The organism is Acaryochloris marina S15, from assembly GCF_018336915.1.
Taxonomy (GTDB): Bacteria; Cyanobacteriota; Cyanobacteriia; order Thermosynechococcales; family Thermosynechococcaceae; genus Acaryochloris; species Acaryochloris marina_A.
The window spans coordinates 1841343-1861097 of sequence record NZ_CP064923.1; the positions used below are offsets into that span (position 1 = coordinate 1841343).

The window sequence follows — 19755 nt, forward strand, 5'->3', positions numbered from 1 at the left end:
AACCCAATTGGTTTCGTGAGGCACTATCCCCTTCTGTGTACAACAGAGGGACAGTGAGGTACGCCCACTCTAGCACAAGCTTCTAGAAGGCTACATGAGTTGGAAATGAGTTTTGAATGATGGGATTTATTCTTGCTGTTGCCAAGTCTGAATTTGGAGTTGAGCAGAGTCATAGACGCGACTATTACTGGGTATTTTTTGTGCGATCGCAATTGCTGCATCCCGATCAGCCAGTGCTTGTCCTCGGGCCATATCTAGCAACTGCTCAGACCAGTTATCAATGGAAACTTTGGCTTGAAACTGGGATGGTGACTCTGGATCAATTTGATTGGCTTGCTCAATCGCTGCTGCTAAGGCTTTGGGGGTTCCCTTGTTGGCAATGGTTTCTGCACTTTTAAGGAGTTGATCAGGACCATTTGCAGGCACCGTTTGCAGAGGCTCATTTAAAGGAGTACTTTCTGGGGGTTGGAGTTGATATTGCCAATCAGAAATCCGAAGTTGAGCTTCATCGTATAACGTTCGCCCGGGCCGTATTCTTTGGGCCTCTTGAATAGCGGCCTGTAGAGCGGTTGGACCACCCTGTAAAGCTAATTGATCGGCTCGGTCGAGAATGGGCTGATCTTCCCGGAACTGAATTTGAGATTGCCACTGGTCAATCTCTTGTTGGGCTTCTTGCCAACGGTCGCTCTGGGATGAAATTTGCTGGGCTTGAGCGACTGCAGAGGATAAATCGCCGATGTCTCCGGTTTGGGCTTGCATCTGGGCCGTTTGCAGCAGTTGAATATTGGTAATTTCTTTTTGCCAGTGGGAGATTAAGGTTTGGGCCTTTCCATAGAGAGGACTGTTGATATCCAGCTTACTAGCCTGGTTAATGGCTTCTTCTAGATTCACGATGGTGCCATTCCAAGCAGAGGCGCTAGCTTGAGCAATTTTCATAAAGTCTTGGGCTTGCGTCCAGACCGGCGTATCCTGCGGAATCAGCTGCAATGCATCCATGCTGGCATGGTAGTTGCGCCGCTCTAATGAATATTCCGCAATCGTTACGAGTTTGCGGGCTATAGTGTTTTGGGTCTTCCGAGCAGATCGTCGATAGACACTATCTGAAATCAGCTCTTGGACGAGTCCTAGGGATTCCGATAGATTATCTAGTCCTCCTCGCCGCATTAAACGCTTGGCTTTGACCAATTTGCGCTCATCTTTCTGGGCAACGATAATCTTCTCGGTCATGGAATCAAACTGAGTGCCGGACCAGTAGCGATTATCGATCTGAACCAGCTTGATCATAATGCCGTAGGCTTTTCGCCATTCCTCATTATCGAGGGCAGCCTCGGCTCGATTGTAGATGTCTTCTCCTTCGGCCCAAATCTGCTGCCATTCCTCTACACGCTCTTTGACGACTTTGTAGGCGGTGGTTTGAGCGGGGATGCGTTGGGCATATTCAATGGCGCGGTCTAACTTGCCCGCATGAAAGGCATTTTCTGCTAGATCCAGTGCTTGGGTGGACCATTGCTCAATTAAAGGATTGATCGCTGGGCGAAGGGGATGGTTGGTATCGAGGGCATCCACTAATGCGATCGCAGCAAACAAATCTTCTAAGGTCTGTTTACTCGCTTTTTCCTGGGCACAGTAAACCCGCAACGAACCGGATGCGAAGGGCCAAAAGACTTGAGCACAGTTGGGTTTTGCTGGCTGATGCAAGAGCAATCGGTAGGATCCAAAACCAACCCCGCCTGATAGCGCAATCGCAACCATGCCCCAAATGGGCCAATATTTTAAAAACTTAAATCTGCTGGCACCTCGATGGCTCACAGCTTCTGAGCTGATGGAAGAGGCAATAAGATTGGTTTTAGAATCAGTCGTCATCCTGGACTTACAAGACTAAGGTCTGCAATACCCAACAACACAGATCACCTTGCGATCCTACAACTTTGCTAAGGATGATGTCCAAATGAACCCCGCTGATTTAATCACTAACTAATAATGTGCCCTGATGCAGCAAAAAAGAAGTCGATTCCTTTTTACCCTGTATTCAGTTCTCCCATGTTAACCAATGTAAACATCATCTATGGTGATCTTGGAAACAAAACTCTCCAGTACATCTACTTTTCAAGACTTGACTTGGATTCATTGCAGTACAATTAAAAAGATTTATTAAGAGCCTGTAGAGATTCTATGGCCGACCAACTTATTCGAGCCACAGCCGCCGACGATGGTATCCGAGCAGTGGGTGTGATCACCACTCGCTTAACAGAAGAAGCAAGGCAACGCCATCATCTCTCCTATGTCGCTACAGCTGCATTAGGCCGGACCATGTCTGCCGGATTATTGCTGGCTTCCAGTATGAAACAAGCGGAAGCAAGGATTAATCTTCGTATCCGTGGGGATGGGCCATTGCAAGGCATCTTAGTGGATGCAGGTGTAGACGGTACGGTACGTGGATATGTGACAAATCCTGGAGTAGAATTACCCCCCAATGCGAAGGGCAAGTTGGATGTGGGGGGAGCCGTAGGCAAAGGATTCCTTTATGCGGTTCGGGATATGGGATATGGGTACCCCTATTCCAGTACGGTTGAATTAGTCTCTGGTGAAATAGGAGAAGACGTCACTCACTACCTAGTCACTTCAGAACAAACCCCTTCTGCTCTCGCTTTGGGGGTCTTTGTTGGGGCTCAGGGGGTAACTGCAGCTGGAGGACTTTTGATCCAAGTTTTACCTAAAGCAGCCGAAGATCCAGCCCTTGTGGAATTGCTAGAGTCTCGCCTTGCTCATTTACAAGGATTTACTCCCCTATTGCAGGCTGGCAAAACCCTTCCCGATATCTTGGCTGATTTGTTAGGAGATATGGGGCTCAAAATCTTTCCCCATACTCAAATGGTTCAGTTCCAGTGCCGCTGCTCAATTGAGCGAGTACTAGGAGCTTTGAAAATGCTGGGTCAAGATGAATTGTTGGACATGATCGAAAAAGATGATGGGGCAGAAGCGACCTGCGATTTTTGTGGTGAAGTCTATCAGACTACTAGTGATCAGCTGGGAAAACTAATTGATGATTTGAAAACTGAAGCAGAAGCCTAATTTTCGGAGACATGATTGTTTGCCAACAGCAGGTTTCCCTGGCCTGGACGTATTAGTCAGTTTGGTGATGAAGCCTGTATCCACCAACTCTAAGAATAGACTTATTCATAAAAATCCCTTGTAGTTTATCTACAAGGGAAGAATCGGTAGGACGACAATTTTGGTGTGAAGTACCTACTTCAATAAGGCCAGAGGGTCGTGCCTCAAGTAATTGTGGGTTGAGTATACTAGAGGCTCAGCTCAGCTTCTAACCTACCCATGCAATGCCCACTATGCGGTCATTCCAAAGCACACAAGCATGGCAAGATGCCCAACATGCTTCAACGATACCGTTGTCCTGAGTGCCAGCAGACCTTTACTGAACGCTTTGATACCCTTTACTATCGTCGTCAGGTGAGTCCAGAGCAGGTCCGACAAGTTCTCCAAGCCCATGCAGAAGGGAGTAGTCTTCGAGGTATCACTCGGACCAGTGGCCTGGCTTACAACACTGTAGTCTCTCTAGTAAGAGCTGCTAGCCAACGATCTCAGCAACTCCATAATGGCCAAGTGCAAGCCGTTGAAACGGAGGATGTCAGTGCAGATGAAATGTGGTCCTTTGTGAAAAAAAGCAAAAACACTGTCTTCCCCATGAGCTAGAGATGGGTGATTGTTGGATGGCGATTACCTTGGCAAACACAAGCGGCGTGATCCTCTCGTGTCGTGTGGGCAAGCACACCGATTCATTATTGAATGAACTGGTGACTAGCACTGAAGGTAAGACCGATTGCAAGGACTGGAATAGCGACGATTGGGGGGGGTACGAAAGAGTGTTGCCTTGGGAGATTGACCATTACATTGGCAAGGACAGAACTCAACGACTCGAACGCACCAATGGCATTATTCGACAGCACAGTGGTCGATGGCATCGACGCCAGAACAAATTTGGCAAAGTGTGGGCGCAAACCAAAGTCACTGCTCGATTAGTGGTCAGCTATTTCAATTGGATTTGGACACACAGTCGGCTTAAAACAACGGCGGCACAACGTGCTGATCTAGCCTCGCGAGCTTGGCATTGGGATGACATACTCACCTACCCCACAATTGTTTGATGCACGACCGGCCAGAGTTTGTTCAATGGGTAGTACCTGGCCAAGCAAGTAAATTTAGATCTGCACAGTATTGCCATTTAGGCCTTGAAACTCAAAGAAACCTAGTTCCTCGCGATAGGTCTGTTTGATGTCCCTTAGCATACTGATTGCTAGTTGTTCACCCAATAGGTTTCCACCTGTTGGTATGCCTAAACCGTCACGATCTGGTGGGGTATTAACACCAGAGGCAGTACCATCTGTGCGCCAATGCATCCCTGCTGCATCCCGAAACAGGGTAATGTTTGCAATTAATTTGTTTAACTCTCCATGAATTGTCAAATCTTCTCCGTTGTATGGCATTAAGTCTTGACCCTGAGCGATGGGAATCACTGGGTTTGGAAATGGACCATCTTGGAATAAAGCTTTGGCAGTAGTGGCTGCGGCTGCGATAAAGACTGAGTGACCACCTGGATACGCGGGATGGGTTGGAGAGCCTTCAGGGAAAGCAATAGGAAGTAACCAAGTACCCTCTTGATCAGAACGGCAGTTATTTCTATTTTGTGTCTGGTTATGCGCCAAGATGCGATCCAGCACTTGAGACTGTCTCCATACCTCTGCGCCTTCTCCAAATAGTTGGTTGAATAAATCGTTGTTGAGTGGGTCGGCTGCAGACGGTGCCAATAAACCTCTGCGGAATAGTTCGAGACGCTGGGCATAAACTTCAGGCCTAAGGCGGCGATGGACACACCACTTTTGGAACCAAGCATGTTTTAAGGCATATACAGATGCTAAAGCTGGCTGAATCGTTACGTCTGGGCCACCTAAACTCCCAAATGGCTCAGCGGTGGTTATTCCCCCATTTACATAGGGACTTGCGTTGGAGATACCAGTTCCTAAGCCAAGCAAAATAATAGTAGACCACAAAGCTGATTGGTAAGGAAAATCGATGTGAACCCATTGCCCTGCATCTCTGAGAGTTATGATACGGCGTTCGCCCACTAAAAGGTCGCTTCCAGTAGGATCAACATTGCCATTATTGACTTGAAACCAACTATCAAAGTCAGTGAGGTAATCCAGTTTCTTTTGGGGATAGCGCTGTAGTTGTCGAATTGGTTGATTGCCAAAATCGAAGTCTTGCAGGAGAAACTGAGAAACATGAGGACCGATAGCGCATCCGGTATATGGGCCTCGGAAGACAGTTTGCGGAGTGCATGAAAACCCAAATTGTTGTTCAAAGCCTAGGGCATTCAAATCTTGGCAAGCGTCAGCAATTACGGAATTACTGGCATATTGATCAAAAGGGACATCCCGGCATAACGCCATCCAATAGCGTTCGACTAAGTCAACTGCAGAATTTCGACTGGAGAAAGTTGGCGCTGCAGCCATTCTTGCTCCATTTGAATCATTTCCAATTAATTGGAATGAATAAGCATTGAGAGGGTTCGCAAGCTTGCGAATACCTCCCCCCAATTGCACGCTTTCGAAGGCATCTTGCGTGCCTGTTTGAATGGCTGAAAGTAGCGAATTAAAAGATAGTTCTTGGACTAAACCATTGTCATTATGACTTAAAGCTTTCGAAAAAGATGCAAAGCCGGGACGACCAAGAGCCTCATATTTAGCTTCATCTCCATTTGCGGGTGGTTGCCCTGTTGCGAACTCTGATAGGGCATTGTCACGAGCAAGATCACGGATCTTTCCGACTTTGTGTCGTCTTGTATCGAAGTCTCGCTCAGATATTACATTAGAGCTTTGATCAGGCTGTGTATCAGAGTCCTGCCCAGGTTGGTAGTTTGTCATAATTACCCTCAAAGTATGTTCAAGAAATAGATGTATTTTGCGAAGAATAGATTTCTCCATGAAGAAATTTCTGATGTTTTTATGTGTTAGCCTAGCCTTGGCTTTTATCCCTTTTGTATATGGAGATTGAGTAGGGTATAGCTAGGTCGAAGTGGTGAAAATCGACCGCTGTCGGGTAAAGAATATTTCTCTTCTTTCCTAGCTAAAAGCATTCTTTATTTAGTTGAAGCCAGGTATAAGACAGTACACAAAAACTTGAATATTTCTCTTTTTTTAGTGAGAAAAGAGTGATTGATTATTTGTTGACGTAGTTAAGACTTCTATGGAATTATCGGTGGTAAATAGTCATTTTACGCAAGAAATAATTTTGTCTGTTGCTGACTGAATTAAGTCGTATTCTCTAGCCATTCATATTGTTTTGCTGTGATATCCATCGCATGAATTCGTGAGCCACTAGACAGCAAAGCTGTGATCGTTAGCACTGGTATAGCCTGTCTGGGGAATACTAACTGCAGCATTTATTCAGACACCTATGTCCTCTACTGATGGTTTACAGTCTTCCGAGTCACTCGCTGATTTAAGAGCATCTGCTGCTAGTGGATCCGTAGAAGCGATGACCCAGCTCTTAAATCAGACTTTGGCTCATAAGCAGATTGAATCTGAAATTTGGTCGGAAGGAGATGAACTACATGTGTATTTACAAGGAGAACGGTCACCGGATGAAAAAAGTTCGGTGATGCTGTGCTGCCGTGAAATTATTCAGTGGCATTTGCCGGGAGCACAATTTCTGTTGATATCCGGTCAAGAGGACGGGGCTAGAGAGTCTTCCTGGTGTTGGCAGTTAAGCTTTTTAACGAGTGATGAACAGATGCCAACACTGCATCAAGCGGCTAATGGAGAGCTATGGCGACGGCCTAGGTTGGATAAAACGAGTTGGGAGCCAACCCACTCGTCAGATGATCTGTGGGTACCACAATCTATTGAGCCGGAAGGATGGAAAGCGATCGCAGCCGGTATCGTTTTAGCTCTTCTGATTTTTGCATCTCAACAAGTGACCTTTCTTCTGAGCCCTGTAATCACGTTAATCCATGAGTTGGGCCACACCTTAACCAACTGGATCTTTGGATATCCGGCGATTCCTGCATTCGATTTTATGCATGGAGGTGGTTTTACGTTCAATGTTGAGCGGATGCCGTTTTTAATTGGTTTGATTTACTGCGGGTTTGGGTATCTGTTTTATATGTATTGGCAGAATTATTTGACAGCGCGAGTGTTGTTGGGAGTTGCGATCGCATATACGCTTTTTGCGTTCACAGGTATCCATGAGTTCTTTGTTGTTGCGATGGGACATGGATTTGAACTAATTTTTGCCGGAATCTTTTTGGCCCGGGCAATCAGTGGATATGCCTGCCGTTATTCTGTCGAGCGCCCGCTGTATGCCATGCTGGCGGCCTATGTTACCTTCTACGATATTCAATTCAGTTGGCGACTCATTTTTGACCAAACGACTCGTGCTATCTATAACCAAGGTAAAGCAGGGATTGATCATGATCTCGTTCGCATTGCTCGGGATGTGTTTAACGTTGATTTGAGCTTAGTGGCAGGTGGGATGTTGTTGGCAACGCTGTTGACTCCCTTGGTGATTTGGGGAATGCACCGATATTGGCGATGGATTGTTTATAGTATCAATCGGCTATTTAGTCTGAGAGTGGCTCGTTCCTGACTTCATACCTATTAATTCCTTGATCGTTGCAAACAAGACCTTGGTGTTAACCACGATCACAGATGAGACGGAATGGGTGACAGCTTTCTATTGATTTTTATGGCAGTAAAAACCTCATTTTCGATCTGGCTGGGATAATCAGGTCAGAGTTATAACCTCGTGCGGATTCAAGACCACATCACTCCCTAGACATTTGTTGTTTAATCTCTGGAGGCTGTTATGCGTTGGGTTAAGGTTTTGTCGGAAAGCGAACTCGACCAGGGGGAGCGTCAAATCGTTAAAGTTGGGAAAGAAAAGATTCTTCTGGTGAATTATGGTGGAATCATTTGTGCAGTTAAGAATGCTTGCCCACATTTAAAAGCCCCACTCAATAAAGGAAAAATTACTGCAGATGGGGCAATTGTCTGCCCTCTACATCGGAGTGCGTTTGATCTCACCACGGGGGCACCCAAATCTTGGATTCCCTGGCCCCCAGGGATTGGCAAGCTCCTGGGGGCTATCTCCAAGGAAAAGCCATTACAGGTATATCCGACCCGTGTGGAAGAAGGAGATATTTGGGTAGAAGTAGCTGAATAAATTTCTAGGTTAGGTTCTCATATTTCAGTAACCTAAATTGTGTTGAAAGATAACGGGCTCAATACTTAGCTTGCCAGCTTCTTACACGGGATCTAAATGGGAGCATGTCACCTTTGCAATCTAGTATTTATACTTATCCCAGAAATCCTTGCTAGTCTTGCTTTCAGACATCAAATTTCTGATTACAAATTTTGTGCATCTGCAAAGGTGACATGCTCCCTGTCGAGTCTATATTGTTTGCTATAGATTTTTTGTGGAGTGTTTTGTTTTTGCAGTATAGGCTGGTTTTCTGAGCCTATTTAATTTGTTTAACCTTATTGAATGCTTTTGATTTAGTTGCAATTTCTGTCGTGTAATTTTATTGTTTTCAGAGTCTTCTTGAATTTATAGTAGAGATCGATCTATAAGTTTTTTTGAGTGAGTATAGACAGCAGAAAAGTGTAAGCAGTAGTGTTTGAAAATCTAATCATGGCGATTCTGAGAATCGTAATTTTAAATACTGTCGATGTTGTAATTGAATGGTAAATTCTCTAGCCTATGGTAATTATAAAGTTAAAAGCTTTAGTATAACTTTCGATGAATAGTTAATAACGATCATTGCGTCAAAACTGTTTGAGTCTTAAAGTGAAAGGAATGGTGAGTAAATAGTTCCTTTTGGGAAATCACCCAGCTATCTATGTGTCATTTTTAATTCAAGGGGGAAGGTGGTGCAGCTCAGTGATACCCGGATTTTAATGATTGAGGATGATGAGCAGGATGTAGAAATCATCAGAGAATTACTAGAGGGCCGTCATAGTTTCCCTACAGCTCTTGAGCATCGGAGTTCACTCGCAGAAGGGATAGCTCGACTTCATCATGAACCTGCCGTTGACCTTGTGCTTCTTGATTTATCTTTAACGGATGCCAGTAATCTAGAAGCTTTTCAACAAATTCAACTGAATTTTCCAGAAATGCCTCTGATCATTCTCAGTGGTAATTTAGATCCATCTAGAGCATTATATCTATTGCAACAAGGTGCACAAGATTGTCTATTTAAAGGGCATTTTGATGCTACCATCCTACGTTGCTCAATTCAATTTGCTCTAGAAAGACAGAATCTTTGGTTGGAATTAAGAGAGAAGAATAAGGTCTTAGAAAAAATTTCAAAAGAGCTCAAAGTAGCTAACCATAAACTCGAAAAAATATCAGCGATAGATAGTTTAACTCACATCAATAATCGACGTCGATTTGATTCGATATTTCTGGCAGAATGGATTCGAATGATGCGAGAACAGCAACCTCTATCCCTGATTCTCTGTGATGTCGATCACTTTAAGGCGTATAACGACACCTATGGACACCCTGCGGGTGATAAATGTCTACAGCAGGTTGCCCGAGCCCTTTCTGCTGTAGCTAAGCGTTCTGCAGACTGTGTAGCTCGTTATGGTGGAGAAGAATTTGTGGTGGTGCTACCTAACACCGATCAAGCTGGAGCGCTTCATGTCGCTGAAACCATTAGATCGGAAATCGAAGCTCTCAGTATTCCCCATAGCTCTTCCTCTGTCAGTCATTATGTTAGCCTCAGCTTAGGAGTAGCTTGTATCATTCCAAGCAAAGCGATAGCCCCATCTCAGTTGATTGAGCTGGCAGATCAAGCTCTATATGTGGCAAAAAAACAAGGCCGTAATCGAACTCATACTCTTGAATTGATCCAAACATAATTTTTGACTTTTCTTCGGAATTGAAAGGGGATAACTGGCTGCCTTCTAAATATCTCTTAGGGTGAAAGACATTCTAAGTAAATTAGTGGGCCATAGATGAAGGTTGCATGCTCATATACTGTTTGAGGGGAAGGGCTCGCTCAAAATGATTTCCCTGGGCATAGTTAATTCCTAGGTTATCTAGTGCGTTAAGGGTCATTTCTGATCTAACTTGCTTGGCGATGGTTTTGGAATTCATGACATCAGCTACTCGCTTGATTGACTCTAAAATTCCATGCAATATGGGATCTTCAGTAATACCTTCAACCAGCTCTCCATTGATTTTTACGTAATCTGCTTTTATAGGTTTCAACTGTTTAAAAGTCTTGAAATCTACACCGAAATCATCTAAAGCAATCTGACAGCCTAACGCTTTAAGGGATTGTGAAAGTTTCACCGCCGAGGATAAATTTTTCAATGCAACTGATTCTGAAATTTCAAAGCAAAGTTGACTAGCTGGAAAGTCGTATAGATTGAGCTGTTGTTGGACCAGCTCAGATAGATTTCCCGCCTTACAGGTTGCAGCAGAGAGCTTGATAAAGTAAATAGCCTCAAACTTCTTATGTGCATAAATCTGTGTGTGTTCTAACAACAAGTGCTCAATCATCCACTGGTCAATCTGAGCCATAAAATCATACTGTTCAAGCATGGGCAGAAACATTTCGGGAGCACAAGCTCGACCGGATTGATCGCAGAGTCGCAGTAAAATATCGAAACTCTCTATGCTACTTACTCTATTCAATGAATGAATGGGCTGAACATATAGCTTAAATAGATCGTTTTGTAATGCCTGGTGTAGCTTGCCCACCCAATGTAATGTTTGGCGAGTGTATAACTCAGACTTAGCATCCCGAATCGTTTGCCAATTGACCTGATGTCGTCCGCGAGCTTTAGCTCCTATCAATGCTTGGTGCGCAGCTTCAATCAATAAAGAGGGTGCTTCTAGATACCTCGGGACATGGCCTGTGATGCCAAAACTGAGGGTTGTAGGTTGATGGTGTGAGGTTGAGAGATAATCTGCACCCAGTTTTTGGACTTGAATGCGGATGGCTTCAGCAATGAAGGTTGCTCCCAAAATATCGGTATTGGGTAACAAGATCACAAATTGATTTTCACTATATCGAGCGATACAATCTGCTGGACGCTTAATGATGTGGAACATCACCTCAGCGATTTGATGCAAAATATGATCTTCCCAGGTTGTAGAAACTGGATCGATCTCAGCTTCAATCGGATCTAGCTCACAGAGAATGAGGGCTAATGGTTGTTCTTCGCGCTGTAGTCTTTTCCATTCAGATAGGAAAACGTCGTCAAACTGAGTTCGGTTATAAAAATTGGTAAGAGAGTCAATCGTTTCAAGCTTTTTGATCTCAGACTGGGCTATTTCTAGTTGCTTTGATAATGCTTGAAGGGCATTATTCTGGAGCTCTAGTTCTAGTTTTTGTTTCTGAATTTCTAAAGCATGTTGAATGGAGTAACACAAAGCAGAACTATCGAAAGTACCTTTGATTAAGAAATCTGTTGCTCCCTCTTTCAGTGTTTCTTGAACAACGGCTTGGTTTGAATTACCACTCAGAATAATGAGAGGTTTTTGCGGAAAAGCTTGATGGACTTGATGAAATGTGTCTAAACCTTTAGCGTCAGATAACGTGAGATCTAGTAGGATTAGATCAATAGACTCATTATTGTGTAAGAAATTGATGCTTTCCGATAAAGTATGCTTATGTTGAAGTATTAATGGTAGTTGAGGCAAGTTATCTAGAAAACTACGAACGATCTCTGCATCCTGTTCGTCGTCTTCAATCATTAAGACATGTGTTTTTGTTGATCGCATTTGCTCCCCCTTAAATGCAACTCTGCATTTAATTAAAAAATTAAAAAGACTTGGATTTTATTTTCTTTTTTGTTCAATTTTTTGATGTATTTTTAAGTAAGATACTAATCCTTCCTCACTGGAACGATTAATTTTCAGCTCCTTGACGATATGGAATGGATTGGGAAGCCACTAAGGTTTCAATAAGTGGTTGGGCTTGGGCATAATAATGACCTTGAGCATAATCGATACCAAAACTGGATATTTTGTCGAGGATAGGCTCAGATTCCACATACTCTGCTATCGTTTGCATCCCCATGCTTTTGGCTAGTCTATGGATGGCTCCGACAATTTCCATGGCAACTGGATCAGAGTCTATATCCTTGACGAAAGAGCCATCGATTTTGAGATAATCTGCAGGAATGGATTTGAGATGCATGAATGAAGATAATCCATTGCCAAAATCATCTAAAGCAACTTGACAGCCGATTGCTTTCAACTCGTTACTGAGTTTAGCTGCATTGGATATGTTTTTCAGTGCAACGCTTTCAGTAATTTCAAAACAAAATTCTTCTGGATGTAAATCGAAACGGGTAAGCTGTTGCTGTAAAAATTCCATAAGCTGGCCATTATTACAGCTTATAGCGGATAAATTGATGAAAAATTGAGCATTTTGCTGCATATTTGCTTGAATTTCATGTAGATCTGCAAATAAATGCTCAATGACCCAATGATCAATTTGATTCATATAGCCCTTTTGTTCTGCGATGGGTAAAAATACACCTGGAGTAATGACTGTGCCAGGCTGATCGCATAAGCGAAGTAAAATCTCAAAACATTGTTTCTCTCGATTCTGATTGAGTGGGTGGATGGGTTGAGCATAGAGCCGGAAATAATCTTTTTCTAAAGCTTGCTCTATCCTTCTGGTCCACAACAATGTGTGGTTAGTGGGTTGTAAGGGATTTGTGCAATCAGATGTATGAGCAGTGACCCGGTTGCGACCGAGATCCTTAGCTGCATATAAGGCTTGATCTGCAGATTCAATCAGATATGAGGGGGGAATATCTTCGCTTGGAACAAGACTCGCAACGCCCAAACTGAGGCTGATGTGATGACTAGCTGATGAATTACGGTGGGGAATATTGAGTTCCTCAACCTCTGTCCGAACAGCCTCTGCAACGTGTATTGCTCCTGATAAATCCGTGTGAGGAAGCAGCACTACAAATTCTTCACCACCGTAGCGAGCTACACAGTCTGCGGGGCGTTTAGCAACTCTAGCAATGGCTTGAGCAACTTGCTGTAAACACTGGTCTCCTGCTTGATGACCGTAAGTATCGTTATAGGCTTTGAAGTGATCCACATCGCCAAGAATCACTGATAACGGTTGTTCCTCGCGATATAAACGATGCCATTCTCTTTGAAAAACAGAATCAAACTGACGTCGGTTATAAACTCGTGTTAGCCCATCCATGGTCGCCAAGCGTTCTAGTTCACGATTGGCAACTTCTAGTTGTTCTGAAAGGGCTAATAATGTTGCATTTTTATACTGCAGCTCTAATTGTTGTTTTTGTCTTTCTAACGCATATTGAATCGTGCGGGAGAGGAGGGTGCTGTTAAATCGCCCTTTGACTAGAAAGTCTTGAGCCCCATCCTGCATTGCTTCTATGGCTATCGTTTCATCTGTATTCCCAGAAAGGATGACTAGTGGGATACTTGGGAACATCTCGTGAATCTTATGAAATGTTTCGAGACCCTGCGTATCTGATAAGCACAGATCCAATAAGACTAAGTCAATTGTGTTGGTTTCATGCAGAAACGTGATCCCTGTGGAAAGTGTCCGACGATGTTTGAGGGTGACTGAGTTTTGGTTGATACTCAGCAATTCTCTAACAATTTCTACATCTTGATCATCATCCTCAATCATCAAAATTTGAGTTCCGCCTGCATACATTGGAATGAACCTAGATTTCGTAATAATGTCTTAAGGTATAACGCAATATCAAGGGGAATATATCCGAAGTAGTACGCAATTATTTATATTGCTTCCTCGCGATTCTCTCCGTGGAAGCAACTACTTTAGTCGCTTGATCTCATAAAAATAGTTAGCTGGCCTCAGTGATACTACTTATTTTATTTAGTCTGATAGCTTGACAAGAGTTCTTCAGATTAAGACTCAAATTGAATGGTGATAGAACGGCTACCGGTTAAGCTATATTTCTCACAGTATTCCTGTCGCTAGAGCATCCCCATTACTTCTGGATGAAGGAAAAATTCTAGTAAGACTCTGAGATTTAATGATCAAAATTGGTTCGAAAAAATCTCTGAATCTGCTATAGGGCAATGAATCTATTTAATTTTTTGTGTAGCTAAATAGAGATGTGAATATTGCTGTATGGTGTTTAGATTTTAGGGAGTTACTTGCTTTATTTTTTTAAAGTATGAGTAGCATAAAAATCACCAAAACAAAGGATTGAATATTAGCTTTTCGGAGGATTTTGACTGAATTGGTGAGGTTCTTTCTGTAGTTTTGAACTTCATTTTCTACCTTCATATTGGGCTTTTTTATTGTGTGAGGCTACGACAACAAGCCATCTTACATAATCTAGTTAGATGGCTAGCATGAAATTCAAGCGCTCAAATAAAAATGGATTTAATGCATGCTTGTTTTAAGATTTGCTTTGGCTCTTTGTGCTCTGAATTTATCTGTAGAACGAGTTTAAAAAATAATCTCACTCTCATGCTGCTTTATCCATTTAGTCAAATTTTCTGGTCAAGAATGACTTGTCTATATTCCAGTTTGGATAGCTTGAACCAAGCCATTGTAGATTGACTCGAGGAAATCTAGATTGAGGGTGGCAATGGTATCACTGGGTTTGTGGTAGTGGGGATTTCTTGAATCAGCCGTATCCGTCACCATCAACGCGGAATACCCATAATCCCAAAAGGAGGCATGGTCACTACGGCGGGTATCTGGAATGGGAGTGCCGCGTAAGGGGATGGGAAGCCACTCACAAGGAGCGCCACTGCGTTTTAGGTGAGTGGACATTTTAAATATGGTGGGAATGGAGCGAAGATTGCCGAGTAGGGCAATGAAGTTACCAGTGGAAGGATAAAAATACTCAAGCCCCGCCGGATATCGCTGAGTATGCTCTCTTGAGTCAATATAGCCCAGCATTTCTAGGCTGATCATGGTGGTGATACGGGTTTTGGTTTGCCTTAGTTCTTGGGCATAGGCTTGACTCCCTAATCGTCCATATTCTTCTAGATCAAAACCAATAATCTGGATGGGATGACGAGCCGGATGGTGATGGAAATGCTGGGCTAGTTCTAGAAGGACTGCGACCCCGGTTGCATTATCATCTGCTCCGGGAGAGCCGGGGACGCCATCAAAATGGGCTCCAATGAGAATTGGAGGTAGGGACTGGGTGCCGGGTAAGGACAAGATTAGGTTTTCATGAACGCTTTTGGCAACTTTTTTGAGTGTTCTAAAGGTATGCCGACGTACTGTTCCCCATTGGCTGAGTTCTTGGTAGATGTATTCTTTGACGAAAAAATGTCCGGCTGTTGCGAGATAGGGGTCGCGTTCCCGGGTTAGGTGGGATAAATGTTGTGAGAGGCGTTCTTGTAAAGGACTACCCATAGACCATCAACCTATCAAAAGTCTTCGCAGTACTCCAACCATAGCTAAAAGCTTGGTGGGAGAGGATGTCAATTACCAAGGACTACTGATCATCGTAAAGCCTGACCAATAGAAGGGATGGGTGAAATCGATATCGGTAATATCGGAGACTTCACTCGGTAGAGGTAAGGGAGTGTTGGAAAGGGTGAGTTGTCCATTTTGGACCCGAATTTGACCTCGAAGCATTCGCAATTGAGCTTGACGCAGAGCTTCTGATTTGGTCTTGTGGCGGGGGAGTTGTTGGTAAAACTCGCTCATAATGGCTAGGGTGCCGACATCACTGACATACCAGAGACTTCCTAAGGCTGTTTTAACGCCTGCTTTGAGGGCGATACCAGCAAATCCTAACTCAGCGGTTTTGTCGCCCAAGGCTGTTTTACAAGCACTCAGTACTAAGAGATCGAGGCTGGGTCGGGACCAATCCAGCGTATTCATTTGGTCTAGTCGAAGTTGGGTATCCCGGAATTGAATAAATGACTGACGGGGCTGGCCAGGATTAAATTCGGCATGGGTGGCGAGGTGAATAATATTGTAGGTTTGCTCGTTTAACTGAGTTTTGAGGTTTTTGAGGGTGAAATTGCGATTGAGTAAGGCTTGGCCCTGCCACTGGGCTTGGTTTGGTAGACGTTCCTGAAGGAAGGTCAAAATGGCTGAAATTTCCGTGGGGACGGACGGTAGAGACTCTAGTTGCAAGAACTCGGAAGCTCCACCTGCTAATATTTTTCCCCGCTTACGAGGGGTATATTCGGTTTGAATCAGGTTGAATGCCGGAATATTGGTGAGGCTATACTGTTCGACCAGATACTGCTCACCGTCATGTAAGGCAGCTAGAGGTAAGCCTCGGAGTCCACTGCCTAAGCAAAACAATAAGGTATCAATGTTGGCAGCTTGGAGATGATCTTTCTCAAAGGGGGCAATCAGCCATTGGTGAAGTTGTTGAGCCGATTCTAGATCCCACTTGCCAGGATCTTGTGCTTGATCTCGAAAGGTAGCGACGGTTTTTAGAAGTTTTGAGCGAGGGACATCGTATAGGTCGCGGACAATGGGCTGGCCGCCGGGTAATAGCAAGACTAGATGTAGATGATCCTCACGAGGAATGATCCACAATACCCCTGGATGGGTTCCAGTGGTTTGGCTAATGCGGCTAAGGGTTTGGGCAACATCGGCGGGATCTTGGGTGACTTCTGCTAGATCTTCGCCAAAATAGGCTTCAAATTCTTTTTCGAAGCTACGCTCCATAGCTAAGAAATTTTGGGTCGCTTTGGGAGGGATAACTGGGCGGTTGTATTGAGCAGAACTTGGCAAGGAATAGGCCCAGATACTGCAGAGGCTGATCAGTCCAATGAGGTTGGGGAATTTACCTTGGCACTGGAAGAAACGTGGGTGCGATCGCATCCCCCCTAGTCTGGATTTAGCAAGGGTTGGATTCTGTCTCGGCATATTCTACACCCCGTAAAAAGTCGTACTCCTCAGTTTAAGGGTAAAGGTAGGGCTAGACGATCCAAAAGCTGATAGTGCGGGAATTGCCAGATCGTGGGTGTTCAATGGATGGAATGGATACCCCTGAGAATCTTGATCTAGGGGGTGCCTCGAAGCGGGAGTGGGATTGTGGATGGACACAAAGAAATTCCCTATAGGCTTTAAGCCTATAGGGAAACATGTCCTAAAGTTTAGAGAGGGAAAGTTTAGTGCTCAGCTTGCAGTGCGTTGGGCTGTTGCTGTTGGAGCAAATCGATCATCTTGTCGATACCCTTTTTCATGTTGCGGGTAACGGTGACGGAGCTGACGCCGATGCGCTTAGCGACTTCTTGGCGGGAGAGCTGTTGGAAAAAGACTGACTCAATCATGATCCGAGTCCGATCTTCAAGCTGGTTTAAGGCTTGTTGGAGTTCGATGCGGTCTTCTTGGTTGGCCTGAAGGATTTGGCTGTGGACATCCATAAGGGTGTCACCCAGGGTCATGGCAGAATCGGATTGGGAGTGGCCAGAGGAGACCCGAGCATTGAGGCTGAGGGGAACGCGATTGGTGGTGGCGAGTTTAACAGAGCGCCATTCCTGCATGGAGAGCTTGAGGGCATCAGCGATTTCTTGATCGTTAGGCTGACGACCCAATTCCATGGTGAGTGCTTGTCTGGCTTTAGCAGCATCGCGGCTGAGCTGTTGCCAGCGGCGGGGAATACGAACCGTGTTAGCTCGATCCCGGAGGAAGTGGAGAATTTCGCCGCGAATGTAAGGTACTGCGAAGGAGCTGAAGGCATATCCTTGGGAGGGGTCAAATCGCTCAATGGCAGTAATCAAACCTAGAAATCCGCATTGCTCTAGATCTTCGTAGGGCTCAGCGCACTGATGGGTTAGACGGTGAGCAACCTTGCGAACCAGACCCATGTTCAATCGCACAAGACGGTTTCTTAATTTAACGGAAGGCTTTTGACGATAAGCGACCAAAAGTTCCATGGTTTGCGATTGAAGAGAAGTTTGATAAGCCATCGTTTTATAAAGTCCTGTTTTCCTGTATCTGAAAATCATTATGAAGATCTTGAACTCGGAAAACCATCGTTAAAACACGGGAATATCAAACTTTTTGAGTTTTGATTTTTCCGCATTTCTACGGAGCTTTACATGAATATGAATCATGAGCTAAAAATAAGAAGATCCTGAAAAGCTTATGAGAACTGGCATAGAGGGATCAGTAAATAATTCTATTTGGATAGAATAAAGGAGACGCAAGGAAAAAAAATTTTTAATGAAGTTTAGGTTTCGCTGGTTAATCCTGGCCTTTTTAGTGCCCATTGTGATTTTTTTGAGCCAGCCTAGTCCGGCCTGGTCATTTTATTTGGGGGGAACACAGGTCAATGAACCCGATGCATCGGTCTGGGTACAGGAACTGAAATCAGCGGAAATGAATACGGTGGAGGTGACGGTCTATGCCACCCAAGCCGAATGGAATTCGGCCAATCTTAGATATGACCCTGAAGATGAGGGGGTGCTGCAAGAGATTCGGGCGGCTAAAGCTGCAGGACTGAATGTCGTATTGATTTTGCGGCTTGCCTTAGATCATGCCTATCCCCAAAATAATTTTATTTGGCATGGACTGACGATGCCAAAGACGGACGCCCAACTGGCTGACTGGTTTGAGACCTACACTGCTTTTGTGACCCAATGGGCTGAGATTGCCGAAGCGGAAGGGGTCGATATGTTGGGACTAGGCAGTGAAATGAATGCCTTGACTTCCACGTTGCCGGTCCAGGATGTGCCGGATTTAGAGCACTACTATCTCGACCCGATTGAGCAGCGGGCGCTAATCCATAATCTGCTGAAGTACAAAAACCAGATTCCCTTTGCCGAACTACAGCTGAAAGGGGGATATCAATTCCCGACCCTAGAGGCGTTTTTGGAGGAGCGACTCCAGGCTTGGCAAGTTTGGGCAAAGCAGGTGAGCTATCAAGGGGAAACGGATCCGATCGCTGCAATCAACCGTCGTCGTCAACGCCTAGATCAGCACTGGCGGCACCTGATTCGGCAGACTCGCCAGATCTATTCTGGCAAACTGACCTATGCGGCAAACTTTGATCAGTATCAGTCGGTGGGTTTTTGGGATGCCCTGGATATGATTGGGGTGAATGCGTATTTCCCGTTGCGATCGCAACCCCAATTCCGAAGTCAACGACAGTTGAAGCAACAGCTCTCATCAGGATGGCGGAAAATCCTGGGGGATATAGACACATTTCGTCGTGACCAAGCCATTCAGAATAAGCCTGTAATCTTTACGGAGTTGGGCTATACCCGCTGGGACCAAAATACCCTAGCCCCTTGGAGCTATAGCGGTTTTTCTTTGGTTGGCAAGCCAGGACAGCAAGATGTGATTTTGTGGACGATGCAGCCCACGAATGATCAGGAGCGGGTGTTGGCGGTGCAAGCCCTTTATCAAACCGTCAAAAGGCATTACCCCAATTTATTACAGGGCATTCTGTATTGGAAAATTTCAACCCAACCGGATCACCAGTCCTTTGAGCCATTTGTGTTGATTTTGAATGACTCGCCAGTCGATCCATTGCAAAAGACCTTAGAGAAGTTTATAAAGTAGAGCTGAAATCATTAGGAGCAGGGCTTTTTCCTAGCTATGGTGCTTTGATCCCATTTAATCCATATATCTGTCCCCATCCTTGGGGATGCTTAATCAACACGGATAGTGAGATTACTCAACTCATACCAAGCTGTGCCTGAAGGTGTAACTCTCAAACTTGTGAAATCCAAGACTGAGTTGGCTTAGCAAATAATCAAAATTACACT

The 19755-nt window shown here is 44.5% G+C and carries 13 protein-coding genes; 6 read left to right on the plus strand and 7 right to left on the minus strand.

All coding sequences use genetic code 11. The annotated features are described in order from the left end of the window. Nucleotides 1-126: 126 nt before the first annotated feature. Nucleotides 127-1863, minus strand: coding sequence for a hypothetical protein (locus I1H34_RS09150; RefSeq protein WP_212665336.1), 1737 nt, complete (start codon nucleotides 1861-1863; stop codon nucleotides 127-129). Nucleotides 1864-2172: 309 nt separating this feature from the next. On the opposite strand from I1H34_RS09150, the gene hslO reads away from it, so the two are divergent. Both hslO and I1H34_RS09160 read left to right on the plus strand, forming a co-directional pair. Beyond that, entirely contained in the window at nucleotides 2173-3072 is a 900-nt protein-coding gene (gene hslO / locus I1H34_RS09155; protein WP_212665337.1) for an Hsp33 family molecular chaperone HslO, read from the plus strand. A 258-nt stretch (nucleotides 3073-3330) separates the two neighbouring features. After that, nucleotides 3331-4160 (plus strand): IS1 family transposase gene (locus I1H34_RS09160; RefSeq protein WP_212662238.1). Its coding sequence is split into 2 segments (ribosomal slippage): nucleotides 3331-3672 and nucleotides 3675-4160, totalling 828 coding nucleotides; the frame shifts between segments, so codons are not numbered across the junction. A gap of 54 nt (nucleotides 4161-4214) precedes the next feature. On the opposite strand, the gene I1H34_RS09165 is transcribed toward I1H34_RS09160, so the two are convergent. Then, the gene (locus I1H34_RS09165; protein WP_235107941.1) at nucleotides 4215-5936 is read right to left on the minus strand and encodes a phosphatase PAP2 family protein; all 1722 of its coding nucleotides are present in this window, start codon (nucleotides 5934-5936) and stop codon (nucleotides 4215-4217) included. Between the two features lie 532 nt (nucleotides 5937-6468). Between I1H34_RS09165 and I1H34_RS09170 the strand changes: the two genes are divergently transcribed. The 3 genes from I1H34_RS09170 to I1H34_RS09180 all read left to right on the plus strand — a co-directional run bounded on the left by I1H34_RS09170 (nucleotide 6469) and on the right by I1H34_RS09180 (nucleotide 9935). Beyond that, nucleotides 6469-7659, plus strand: coding sequence for a hypothetical protein (locus I1H34_RS09170; RefSeq protein WP_212665338.1), 1191 nt, complete (start codon nucleotides 6469-6471; stop codon nucleotides 7657-7659). 219 nt (nucleotides 7660-7878) lie between these two features. Beyond that, nucleotides 7879-8235, plus strand: a complete 357-nt coding sequence (locus I1H34_RS09175; RefSeq protein WP_212665339.1) for a Rieske (2Fe-2S) protein — start codon at nucleotides 7879-7881, stop codon at nucleotides 8233-8235. Nucleotides 8236-8942: 707 nt separating this feature from the next. After that, on the plus strand, nucleotides 8943-9935 hold the full coding sequence (locus tag I1H34_RS09180) for a diguanylate cyclase domain-containing protein (RefSeq protein ID WP_212665340.1): 993 nt from the start codon (nucleotides 8943-8945) through the stop codon (nucleotides 9933-9935). An 82-nt stretch (nucleotides 9936-10017) separates the two neighbouring features. On the opposite strand, the gene I1H34_RS09185 is transcribed toward I1H34_RS09180, so the two are convergent. From I1H34_RS09185 to I1H34_RS09205, 5 genes are all read right to left on the minus strand, one after another. Beyond that, a complete protein-coding gene (locus tag I1H34_RS09185) occupies nucleotides 10018-11808 on the minus strand; it encodes an EAL domain-containing response regulator (RefSeq protein WP_212665341.1) in 1791 nt (596 codons plus the stop codon). 127 nt (nucleotides 11809-11935) lie between these two features. Next, complete coding sequence (locus I1H34_RS09190; protein ID WP_212665342.1) at nucleotides 11936-13738, minus strand: putative bifunctional diguanylate cyclase/phosphodiesterase; 1803 nt, start codon at nucleotides 13736-13738, stop codon at nucleotides 11936-11938. 834 nt (nucleotides 13739-14572) lie between these two features. Then, nucleotides 14573-15427, minus strand: coding sequence for a M28 family peptidase (locus I1H34_RS09195; RefSeq protein WP_212665343.1), 855 nt, complete (start codon nucleotides 15425-15427; stop codon nucleotides 14573-14575). A 72-nt stretch (nucleotides 15428-15499) separates the two neighbouring features. Beyond that, nucleotides 15500-16906 (minus strand): CHAT domain-containing protein, encoded by a 1407-nt coding sequence (locus I1H34_RS09200; RefSeq protein WP_249369946.1) that lies wholly within the window; start codon nucleotides 16904-16906, stop codon nucleotides 15500-15502. Nucleotides 16907-17151: 245 nt separating this feature from the next. Beyond that, nucleotides 17152-17952: an RNA polymerase sigma factor SigF gene (locus I1H34_RS09205; RefSeq protein WP_212665344.1), complete on the minus strand. Its 801-nt coding sequence runs from the start codon at nucleotides 17950-17952 to the stop codon at nucleotides 17152-17154. A gap of 256 nt (nucleotides 17953-18208) precedes the next feature. Between I1H34_RS09205 and I1H34_RS09210 the strand changes: the two genes are divergently transcribed. After that, nucleotides 18209-19549, plus strand: a complete 1341-nt coding sequence (locus I1H34_RS09210) for a glycoside hydrolase family 113 (RefSeq protein ID WP_212665345.1) — start codon at nucleotides 18209-18211, stop codon at nucleotides 19547-19549. The last annotated feature ends 206 nt before the right edge of the window (nucleotides 19550-19755 follow it).